Origin of the sequence: Aureimonas sp. OT7 (genome assembly GCF_014844055.1) — a bacterium.
In the GTDB taxonomy this organism is placed as follows: Bacteria; Pseudomonadota; Alphaproteobacteria; order Rhizobiales; family Rhizobiaceae; genus Aureimonas; species Aureimonas altamirensis_A.
Genome location: NZ_CP062167.1, coordinates 374,042 through 385,000, shown reverse-complemented (window position 1 = coordinate 385,000; position 10,959 = coordinate 374,042). Strand labels below are relative to the sequence as shown.

The following is a 10,959-nucleotide window of genomic DNA, read 5'->3' as shown; positions in this document are numbered from 1 at the left end:
AAGCTGGAAAGCTTGGCAAGATGGGTGACAGCCCCGTACGCGTAATGTCCTGTATGGTCCATGAGTAAGGCGGGACACGTGAAATCCTGTCTGAAATTCGGGGGACCACCCTCGAAGCCTAAGTACTCGTGCATGACCGATAGTGAACCAGTACCGTGAGGGAAAGGTGAAAAGCACCCCGACAAGGGGAGTGAAAGAGAACCTGAAACCGGATGCCTACAAACAGTCGGAGCCCGCGAGGGTGACGGCGTACCTTTTGTATAATGGGTCAGCGACTTAGTCTGGCGAGCAAGCTTAAGCCGGTAGGTGTAGGCGTAGCGAAAGCGAGTCTGAACAGGGCGTTCAGTTCGTCGGATTAGACCCGAAACCGAGTGATCTAGCCATGAGCAGGTTGAAGGTGCGGTAACACGCACTGAAGGACCGAACCCGCATCTGTTGCAATAGATTGGGATGACTTGTGGCTAGGGGTGAAAGGCCAATCAAACTCGGAAATAGCTGGTTCTCCGCGAAATCTATTTAGGTAGAGCGTCGGATGAATACTCCAGGGGGTAGAGCACTGGATGGGCTAGGGGGACTCACCGTCTTACCAAACCTAACCAAACTCCGAATACCTGGAAGTACTGTCCGGCAGACACACGGCGGGTGCTAACGTCCGTCGTGGAGAGGGAAACAACCCTGACCACCAGCTAAGGTCCCCAAGTTATGGCTAAGTGGGAAAGGATGTGAGAATCCCAAAACAACCAGGATGTTGGCTTAGAAGCAGCCATCATTTAAAGAAAGCGTAACAGCTCACTGGTCTAGAATTAAGGGTTCTTGCGCCGAAAATGTACCGGGGCTCAAGCCATACACCGAAGCTGTGGGTTCACTTTTAGGAGTGAGCGGTAGCGGAGCGTTCCGTAGGCCTGTGAAGGCGTACCCGTGAGGGGCGCTGGAGGTATCGGAAGTGCGAATGCTGACATGAGTAACGATAAAGGGAGTGAGAGACTCCCTCGCCGAAAGTCCAAGGGTTCCTGCTTAAAGTTAATCTGAGCAGGGTTAGCCGGCCCCTAAGGCGAGGCCGAAAGGCGTAGTCGATGGGAACCACGTTAATAATCGTGGGCCTGGTGGTGAGTGACGGATCCTGTGTGTTGTCGAGGCTTAACGGATTGTCTCGGCGGCGAAGGGGTCCCAGGAAATAGCCCCACCGAATAGACCGTACCCGAAACCGACACAGGTGGACTGGTAGAGTATACCAAGGCGCTTGAGAGAACTGCGTTGAAGGAACTCGGCAAATTGCACGCGTAACTTCGGAAGAAGCGTGACCCTTTATCGGGCAACCGGTATGGGGTGGCACAGACCAGGGGGTAGCGACTGTTTATCAAAAACACAGGGCTCTGCGAAGTCGCAAGACGACGTATAGGGTCTGACGCCTGCCCGGTGCTGGAAGGTTAAGAGGAGGGGTGCAAGCTCTGAATCGAAGCCCCAGTAAACGGCGGCCGTAACTATAACGGTCCTAAGGTAGCGAAATTCCTTGTCGGGTAAGTTCCGACCTGCACGAATGGCGTAACGACTTCCCCGCTGTCTCCAACGCAGACTCAGTGAAATTGAATTCCCCGTGAAGATGCGGGGTTCCTGCGGTCAGACGGAAAGACCCCGTGCACCTTTACTATAGCTTTACACTGGCATTCGTGTCGGCATGTGTAGGATAGGTGGTAGGCTTTGAAGCGAGGGCGCCAGCTCTCGTGGAGCCATCCTTGAAATACCACCCTTATCGTCATGGATGTCTAACCGCGGCCCGTCATCCGGGTCCGGGACAGTGTATGGTGGGTAGTTTGACTGGGGCGGTCGCCTCCCAAAGAGTAACGGAGGCGCGCGATGGTGGGCTCAGAACGGTCGGAAATCGTTCGTCGAGTGCAATGGCATAAGCCCGCCTGACTGCGAGACAGACAAGTCGAGCAGAGACGAAAGTCGGTCATAGTGATCCGGTGGTCCCGCGTGGAAGGGCCATCGCTCAACGGATAAAAGGTACGCCGGGGATAACAGGCTGATGACCCCCAAGAGTCCATATCGACGGGGTTGTTTGGCACCTCGATGTCGGCTCATCGCATCCTGGGGCTGGAGCAGGTCCCAAGGGTTTGGCTGTTCGCCAATTAAAGCGGTACGTGAGCTGGGTTCAGAACGTCGTGAGACAGTTCGGTCCCTATCTGCCGTGGGTGTAGGAATATTGACAGGATCTGTCCCTAGTACGAGAGGACCGGGATGGACGTATCTCTGGTGGACCTGTTGTGGCGCCAGCCGCATAGCAGGGTAGCTATATACGGTCGGGATAACCGCTGAAGGCATCTAAGCGGGAAACCCACCTGAAAACGAGTGTTCCCTATCAGAGCCGTGGAAGACCACCACGTCGATAGGCCGGGTGTGGAAGCGAGGTAACTCGTGAAGCTTACCGGTACTAATAGCTCGATCGGCTTGATCGTTCTCATTCGCCAATGCCCATTCCCAAAAAGACACAGCTTCCAATGCACTTAGCCGACCTGGTGGTCATTGCGAGGGCCCTGCACCCGATCCCATGCCGAACTCGGCCGTGAAATCCCTCCGCGCCAATGATACTTCGTCTCAAGACGCGGGAAAGTCGGTCGCTGCCAGGTCTGCTAAGTGCATCTCTCTCTTCACATCATCAAAACAAACCAGCTTCCCAACACATACAAACACACATCACAAAACGCCCCGCCCCAAAGCGGGGCCGTCCGCGTTCGCGCTGCAACCCAAGCCAATACGCAAATAGCCCGGCCGTCCGCGTTCAAAATCCCTCAAGTCCCTCCCGCCATCGCACCGCGGCAATGATCCCCCCGTGGCAACAACGGAACGCGGTCACGCCAGAGCGACCCCGATCAGCCCCCCGATCTCCATGAACAGGCGCAGCAGGCAGGCAGAGGGGCGGCTGAGCCACACAAAGCGAAATGTTGGACGGTATGATCCGCCCAAAGCGCCAAAGGCACGGCCACAGGCACGAGTTCCGGGAGATGCCTGCCACAAGCGGGAAAGGGGCTGTTCCGAAGACGCGTCACGCCAGAGCGACCCGGGTCAGCCCCCGATCTCCATGAACAGACACAGCAGGCAGGCAAAGGGGCGGCTGAGCCACACAAAGCGAAATGCGGGACGTTATGATCCGCCCAAAGCCGCAAAGGCACGCCACAGGCACAAGCTTCGGTGCCGTCCAACCACAGGCGGGAAAGGGGCTGTTCCGAAGACGCGTCACGCCGGAGCGAGCCGGGTCACGCCGATCAGCCCCCGATCTCCATGAACAGACACAGCAGGCAGGCAAAGGGGCGGCAACGCTCCAGAACGTCGCCCCGGCGTACCTCTCCCCATACAAGCCAACGGCGGCAAAGCCTCACCCAAGGCTCATGCCAGTAAGCAGGGCGGAAGCCCATGTGACGTCGCCTCCAGTTTCTATCCAGTTCTCAATTTGTCTCCGGCGGTGGTTTTGCCCTGCTGGGCGGGTGAAGCGGCGGGCGCTGGCGCGGAGCTGTTGGGGTAGCACAGCGCGAGCGGCCGTCGCGGGGTGAAAGTGCTGGCGAACTCGTCCCGTGTCTGCCAGGCGATCTGGGAATGCGCGCGGTCCGTGTTGTAGTCGGCACGCCAGAGGGCAGTTTCCACGCATGCCCGAGCGAGCGAGGTGAACAGGGTCTCGTCAAGCAGTTCGTTCCGCAGCCGACCGTTGAAGCTTTCGATGAAGGCGTTCTGCATCGGCTTGCCCGGCGCGACGTAGTGCCACTCGACGCGGCTCTGGTTGGCCCAGGCCAGGATGGCGTTCGAGGTCAACTCGGTGCCGTTGTCCGACACGATCATGCAGGAGTAGCCGCGATACTCGGCGATGATGTTGAGTTCGCGGGCGACGCGTTCGCCCGGGCTCGAGTTGTCGACGATCGGTGCTGGGCATTCGCGCGTGCAGTCGTCGACGATCGTAAGGATGCGGAGCGACGGCCGTCGGTGAGCGTGCCGGAGACGAAGTCCAGCAACCAACGCTCGTCGGCGCGCAGCGGTACCAGCAACGGTGCTCTGGTCCCGATCGCTCGCTTGCACCCGCCACGGCGACGAACGGCGAGCTTCTCCTCCCGATAGAGCCGGAACAGCTTCTTGTGGTTCCCGACAAGGCCTTCCCGCCTCAGCATCACGAGAAAACGCCGCAGCCAAACCGGCGCCGTTCCTGCGCGATCGCCCTCATGCGCTCGCGGACTTCGCCGTCGCCCGGTACGGCTGGTCTCGTAGCGAACCGTCATGCGGCAGCAGCCGATGGCTTTACACGCCCGCCGTTCGCTCATCCCGAAGGCATCCTTCAGGCGAGCGACAGCTCTCCGCTTGGCCGCGGGCGTCACCATTTCTTTCCCACGAGATCCTTCAGCGCCGCGTTGTCCAGCATGGCGTCGGCCAGCAGACGCTTCAGCCGGGTGTTATCGTCCTCCAGCGCCTTCAGCCGCCGCGCCTCCGAGACGTCCATCCCGCCGAAGCGGGCTTACCAATCGTAGATCGAGGCGTCACCGACCCCGTGCCTGCGGCACCGCTCGGCCACTGAAACTCCCGCCTCGTGTTCCTTCAGAATTCCGATGATCTGCTCTTCAGAGAAGCGGCTGCGCTTCATGTCCTGGTCCTCTCAATCGGCCAGAACGAACTTCAATCCGGATTAGAACGCGGGGGCATCGTCAGGGCTGTTCCGAAGACGCGGTTCACGCCAGAGCGACCCGGATCAGCCCCGATCTCCATAAACAGGCGCAGCAGGCAGGCAAAGGGGCGGCAACGCTCCAGAACGTCGCTCCGGCGTACCTCTCCCCATACAAGCCAGCTGCGGCAAAGCCGCACCCAAGGCTCACGCCAGTAAGCAGGGCGGAAGTCCACGATCCCAGGGCAGGGCTAGGGCGCTGGCGCGCCGTCACGACGATTGGCGTCCAGTCATGGGCAAAGGCAGCAGAGCTGCCACAGAGCGCTCACCGTGGCGCAAGTATTCGCCGGTGGTGCAAGCCGACGCGGTTGCTCTCGGGAAGGCGTCATATCGGCAAGGTGGGGCCAAGAACGCCTCTCTGCGGATCACAACTGTAATCGCTTCCGCATATAGGCGAGGGCGCCATACCCCCCGGAACGCATTGGCCGCCACTCAGGCAAGCCATCGCCGCACAGCGGCATTGCGTTCCTGCAACGTTAAACCTATAACGTAATCGGCCCGATGGGGAGTTCGCACCTCCCGCACCGGGCCTGACCATAACGCTCATAACCAAGAAAGAGCACCATGGCTGACCGAGCCTTTAGCATATATCCTCCACCCTCTGCATCACCTTCAACGCACCCGTTGCGGTAATGCACGTCCGGTTCAAAACCGGCGAATGGAGGCTCGTCCCCGGACGTCTCATCGAGACCGATGACGGCTGTCTCCTGCCGGTGGACGCATTCACGGGCATCGCCCACAGAATCGTTCCCGAAGACCTGCTCACCATCGCACGAAAGCTGGTGAAAACCGCCGACCAGCAACGGTGGCAGGTCCGCCAGACGCATCTCAACCGAATGCGCCTGGAATTGGCAAAAGAGTGCCTCACGCACGTCCTCGCCGATTGGGAAGTGACATATTACTAGAGGTGGGCGGCGGGGCGGGAAACCCCGCGCTTCCGCCCCCTCGCTTTAACCAGCTTCACCCGGCTTCACTCAGCCTAAAGGATCGCAGGCAGGTTCAACCCCTGCTCCCGCGCGCAATCCAACGCGATCTCGTAACCCGCATCTGCATGCCGCATAACCCCGGTCGCAGGGTCGTTCCACAAGACACGCTCGATGCGGCGCGCCGCATCGGCACTGCCGTCGCAGCAGATCACCATGCCGGAGTGCTGCGAGAAGCCCATTCCGACCCCGCCGCCATGATGCAGGCTGACCCATGTGGCGCCCGATGCGGTATTCAACAGGGCGTTCAACAGCGGCCAGTCCGAAACGGCGTCAGAGCCGTCCTTCATCGCCTCCGTTTCCCGGTTGGGCGAGGCGACGGAGCCGGAGTCCAGATGATCGCGGCCGATGACGACAGGCCCCTTCAACTCGCCGCTGGCGACCATCTCGTTGAAGGCGAGACCAAGCTTGTGGCGATCTCCAAGACCCACCCAGCAGATGCGCGCCGGCAACCCCTGAAACGCGATCCGCTCCCGTGCCATGTCCAGCCAGCGATGCAGATGCCGGTTGTCGGGCAGCAGCTCCTTCACCTTGGCGTCGGTGCGGTAGATGTCTTCCGGGTCGCCCGACAGGGCCGCCCATCGGAAGGGCCCGATGCCCCGGCAGAACAGCGGACGGATATAGGCCGGCACGAAGCCGGGAAAGGCGAAGGCATTCTCCAACCCTTCGTCCTTCGCCACCTGGCGGATGTTGTTGCCGTAATCGAGCGTCGGCACCCCGGCCTCATGGAAGGCCAGCATGGCCTCGACATGCGTGCGCATCGAAGCGCGCGCCGCCTTCTCCACCGCCTTGGGATCGCTTTCGCGCTTCGCCTTCCATTCGGCGATGCTCCAGCCCACGGGAAGATAACCGTTGATCGGATCGTGCGCGGAGGTCTGGTCGGTCACGATATCCGGGCGGATGCCGCGCTTGACCATCTCCGGCAGGATTTCGGCCGCATTGCCGAGAAGCCCGACGGATTTCGCCTCGCCGGCGGCCGTCCAGCGCTGGATCATCTCCATCGCCTCGTCCAGCGTTTCTGCCTTCTCGTCGACATAGCGGGTGCGCAGGCGGAAATCGATCGACTCCGGATTGCATTCGACGGCCAGGCACGAGGCGCCTGCCATGACGGCGGCCAGCGGCTGCGCGCCGCCCATGCCGCCAAGCCCGCCCGTCAGCACCCAGCGCCCCCGGAGGCTGCCGCCATAATGCTGGCGCCCCGCTTCCGCGAAGGTTTCGTAGGTGCCCTGAACGATGCCCTGGGTGCCGATATAGATCCACGAGCCGGCGGTCATCTGGCCATACATGGCAAGGCCGCGTCGATCCAGCTCGTTGAAATGATCCCAGGTGGCCCAGTGCGGCACCAGGTTGGAATTGGCGATCAGCACGCGCGGCGCATCCGCATGGGTGCGAAAGACGCCCACCGGCTTGCCGCTCTGCACCAGCAGCGTCTCGTCGTCCGCAAGCTGGCGAAGCGCCGAAACGATCTTGTCGAAATCGTTCCAGGTGCGGGCTGCCCGGCCGATGCCGCCATAGACGACCAGCTCATTGGGATTTTCCGCAACCTCCGGATCGAGGTTGTTCATCAGCATGCGCAACGGGGCCTCCGTCATCCAGCTCCTGGCCGTCAGCTCGGGCCCGTGGGGGGCGCGGACAATGCGGGTATTGTGGCGGCGGGGATCCGTGGTCATGCATCACCTTTCAGTTCGGCGGCGAGGGCATTAATGCGGTTGAGAAGTGCCGACAGCGTCTCGCGAAGCGGTGCGGCGCGGGCGGCGTCGTAGGCGAAGGGAGGGCTTTCGGCGGCAAGATGCGTGGCCTGCGCCAGTTCCATCTGGATGGCGTGGACCCCGGTCTGCGGTTGGCCGTAATGACGCGTCGTCCAGCCGCCGCGAAAGCGTCCGTTGACGACATGGGTGAAGGTGGGCGCGGCGGCGGCCGCCACGTCCACCGCCGCCTGCTGGATCGAGGGCGCTGCCGTACGGCCGTTGTCAGTGCCGATGTTCAGGTCCGGCAGACGACCGTCGAACAGATGGGGGATGACCGAGCGGATCGAATGGCAGTCATAGAGGATGGCAACGCCATGCCGCCGGCGCACGCGCTCGATCTCGGCGCGGAGGGCGGCATGATACGGCGCGTGGAACCGCTCCAGCCTTAAGGTCCGGTCCTCCTCCGTCGGCTCCTCGCCCGGCTTCCATATCGGTTGGTTGTCGAAATCCGTCAGCGGGATCAGCCCGGTCGTGTTCTGCCCCGGATAAAGGCTTGCTCCCGACGGATCGCGATTGGCATCGATGACATAGCGGTGGAACGTCGCCTCCACATGCGTCGCGCCCGCCAGCAGGCCGTCATACAGCGTGGGCAGGTGCCAGTCCGTATCCCGCAGCAACCGCCCCTCCGCGTTGAAGCGCGTGGTGATCTCCTCGGGAGCCAGCGTACCGGAATGGGGATAGGCGAGGATGACGGGCCCGTCGCCCTGCGTGACCTTGAAGACGCTCATGCTGCGTCCTCCAGTATTGGCAGAAGGCCGGCGGACACGGCATCGGCAAGGCTGCCATCCTCCACCATCGCGGCGGCGGCAGCCAGGTCGTCGGCCATGTAGCGGTCCTCGTCCAGCGCGGGTATGCGGGTGCGGATCACGGCCTGCGCCTTCAGAAGTTCCGTACCCGTTTTCAGCGGGTGGCGGAACTCGATGCCCTGGGCGGCCGTCAGCGCCTCGATGCCGACGATCCCGAACAGGTTGGCCGTCATGAGCTGAAGCCGCCGCGCACCGTGACAAGCCATGGAGACATGGTCTTCCTGGTTGGCGGAGGTGGGCGTGGAATCCACCGATGCGGGATGCGACATCTGCTTGTTCTCCGACATCAGCGCGGCCGAGGTGACCTCCGCGATCATCAGTCCGGAGTTCAGGCCGGGATTGCGCGCCAGGAAGGCGGGCAGGCCGAACGACAGGGCGGGGTCCACGAGAAGCGCGATGCGCCTTTGGGCTATGGCGCCGATCTCGCATACGGCGAGGGCAATCTGGTCGGCCGCAAGGGCGACGGGCTCGGCATGGAAATTGCCACCCGACAGGACCTGTCCGTCGGAGAGGACGAGGGGGTTGTCGGTTACGGCATTCGCCTCGATGCGCAGCGTGCGCGCCGCCTGCCGCAGGAGATCCAGGCAAGCGCCGTCGACCTGCGGCTGGCAGCGGATGCAATAGGGATCCTGGACGCGCTCGTCGCCTTCCAGATGGCTGTCGCGGATCTGCGAGCCGGCGAGAAGCCCGCGCAGGGCCGTCGCCGCATCGATCTGCCCCTGGTGGCCGCGCAGGATGTGTATCTCTTCGTGGAAGGGCGCGGACGAGCCCATCGCCGCATCGGTGGACAGTGCCCCTGTCACCAGCGCCGCCGCGGATGCCCGATGCGCCCGGAACAATCCCGCCAGCGCCAGCGCCGTCGATACCTGGGTGCCGTTGATGAGGGCCAACCCCTCCTTGGCGGCCAGCACCACCGGCTCCAGCCCGTGCTGCCGCAAGGCGTCGCCGGCCGCCATGTCGACGCCGGCCACCCGCACCCTGCCTTCGCCGATCATCGCGGCGGCCATATGTGCAAGCGGGGCAAGGTCGCCCGATGCACCCACCGAGCCCTGGCCGGGGATGACCGGCAGGATGCCGTGCGCCAGCATGGCCTCGATCAACTCGACGATCTGCGGTCGTACGCCCGACGCGCCCCGCCCGAGGGAGATCAGCTTCGTTGCCATGATCAGTCGCACGATGGGGTCGGGCAATGGCTCGCCGACGCCGCAGCAATGCGACAGGATCAGGTTGCGCTGCAGCGTCGCAACGTCCCCGGCCGCGATGCGTACGCTGGCCAGTTTGCCGAAGCCGGTATTGACGCCATAGACGGCCTCGTCACCGCCGGCGATCTCCGCGATGCGGGCCGCCGCCGCCGCGATGGCCGGCCGGAAGGCGGCATCGAGCGTTACGGGCCCGCTGCCACGATAGATGGATTCCAGGGTCGCCAATGTGACCTTGCCGGGTGTGAGGATAATGCTCATTGCGATGACCCGAGAATGATTGCGTGAAGAGGATTGAAGCCGATGCGGTAGGAAAGTTCGGCGGGATGGTCGATCGACCAGATGGCGATCTCGGCGCGCTTGCCTGCCTGCAGCGTTCCAATTTCGTCCTCCAGCCCCAATGCCCTAGCGGCGTGGCGCGTTACGCCCGCCAGCGTTTCCTCGGGCGTCATGCGGAACAGGGTCGCGCCCATGTTCATGGCCATGAGCAGGGAGGTGAGGGGCGATGTGCCGGGGTTGCAGTCCGTCGCCAGCGCCATGGGCACACCCGCCGCACGCAGGGCGGCCACTGGCGGGGCCTGCGTTTCGCGCAGCGTGTAGTAGGCGCCGGGCAGCATGACCGCCACGGTGCCGGCCCGCTGCATGGCCGCGACGCCGGCATCGTCCAGATATTCGAGATGGTCGGCCGACAGGGCGCCGAAGCCGGCCGCCATCGCTGCGCCGCCGAGATTGGACAATTGCTCCGCATGCAGCTTGACCGGCAGGCCGAGCTGTCTGGCATGCTCGAAAACGCGGGAAACCTCGGCGACGGAAAAGGCGATGCCTTCGCAGAAGGCGTCGACGGCATCGATCAGCCCCTCCGCCGCACCGGCATCCATGCCGGGCAGGACGACGTCCGCGATGTAGTCATCGGCGCGCCCCTTGTACTCGGGCGGCAGGCTGTGCGCGGCAAGCCAGGTGGTCCGCACCCGGACCTGCCTGTCGCGGCCGAGTTGCCGGGCGGCGCGCAGCATGGCGAGCTCGGAGTCGATCGTCAGCCCGTAGCCGGACTTGATCTCGACCGTGCCGACGCCTTCCGCCAGGAGTGCGTCCAGGCGGGTTCTGGCGGCGTCTGCAAGTGCTGCCGCGTCCAGCGCACGCGTGGCCGCTACGGTAGAGACGATGCCGCCGCCGGCCCGGGCGATCTCCTCATAGGATTTCCCCGTCAGCCGCATCTCGAACTCGCGGGCCCGGTCGCCGCCGAAGACCAGATGCGTATGGCAGTCGATCAGGGCCGGCGTCGCGACGCGGCCTTCCTGGCTTTCCGCTGCCACGCCGCGAAAGCGCTCGGGCAGGTCTGCGATCGGACCGGCATAGGCGATGCGGCCGTCCTCCAGCGCCAGCGCGCCGTCCTCCACTGTCCCATAGGGCTCGGGCCCGGCCATGGTACAGAGCGTTAGATCGGTCAGAAGGCGCAGAGCCATGGCTCATCTCCCTGATGTGTCCATTTCACGTGAAACGCTATTATGTATAGACATAAAAAGT

At 63.1% G+C, this 10,959-nt stretch carries 5 protein-coding genes, 2 rRNA genes and 1 pseudogene (1 of these 8 running past the window's edge); 3 read left to right on the top strand and 5 right to left on the bottom strand.

Going from position 1 to position 10,959, the window contains the following annotated elements; genetic code table 11:
* Nucleotides 1-2,456 (top strand): 23S ribosomal RNA (locus IGS74_RS01855) (it extends 363 nt beyond the left edge of the window).
* A 56-nt stretch (nt 2,457-2,512) separates the two neighbouring features.
* Nucleotides 2,513-2,627: ribosomal RNA gene (gene rrf / locus IGS74_RS01850) — 5S ribosomal RNA — on the top strand.
* Between the two features lie 805 nt (nt 2,628-3,432).
* On the opposite strand, the pseudogene IGS74_RS01845 reads toward rrf, so the two are convergent.
* Nucleotides 3,433-4,621: pseudogene (locus IGS74_RS01845) on the bottom strand (IS3 family transposase).
* A gap of 710 nt (nt 4,622-5,331) precedes the next feature.
* Here IGS74_RS01845 and IGS74_RS01840 point away from each other — a divergent pair.
* A complete protein-coding gene (locus IGS74_RS01840; RefSeq protein WP_192388900.1) occupies nt 5,332-5,604 on the top strand; it encodes a hypothetical protein in 273 nt (90 codons plus the stop codon).
* 74 nt (nt 5,605-5,678) lie between these two features.
* Here IGS74_RS01840 and hutU read toward each other — a convergent pair whose 3' ends face one another.
* Genes hutU through hutI form a run of 4 tightly spaced genes read right to left on the bottom strand, consistent with a single transcriptional unit; the run spans nt 5,679 to nt 10,898 of the window.
* The gene (gene hutU / locus IGS74_RS01835; RefSeq protein ID WP_192388898.1) at nt 5,679-7,352 is read right to left on the bottom strand and encodes a urocanate hydratase; all 1,674 of its coding nucleotides are present in this window, start codon (nt 7,350-7,352) and stop codon (nt 5,679-5,681) included.
* A complete protein-coding gene (gene hutG, locus IGS74_RS01830) occupies nt 7,349-8,158 on the bottom strand; it encodes an N-formylglutamate deformylase (protein WP_192388896.1) in 810 nt (269 codons plus the stop codon). The genes hutU and hutG overlap by 4 nt, the downstream gene beginning before the upstream one ends.
* Nucleotides 8,155-9,696: a histidine ammonia-lyase gene (gene hutH, locus IGS74_RS01825; RefSeq protein ID WP_192388894.1), complete on the bottom strand. Its 1,542-nt coding sequence runs from the start codon at nt 9,694-9,696 to the stop codon at nt 8,155-8,157. Before hutH ends, hutG begins: the two co-directional genes overlap by 4 nt.
* Nucleotides 9,693-10,898: an imidazolonepropionase gene (gene hutI, locus IGS74_RS01820; RefSeq protein WP_192388892.1), complete on the bottom strand. Its 1,206-nt coding sequence runs from the start codon at nt 10,896-10,898 to the stop codon at nt 9,693-9,695. The genes hutH and hutI overlap by 4 nt, the downstream gene beginning before the upstream one ends.
* Between the last annotated feature and the right edge of the window lie 61 nt (nt 10,899-10,959).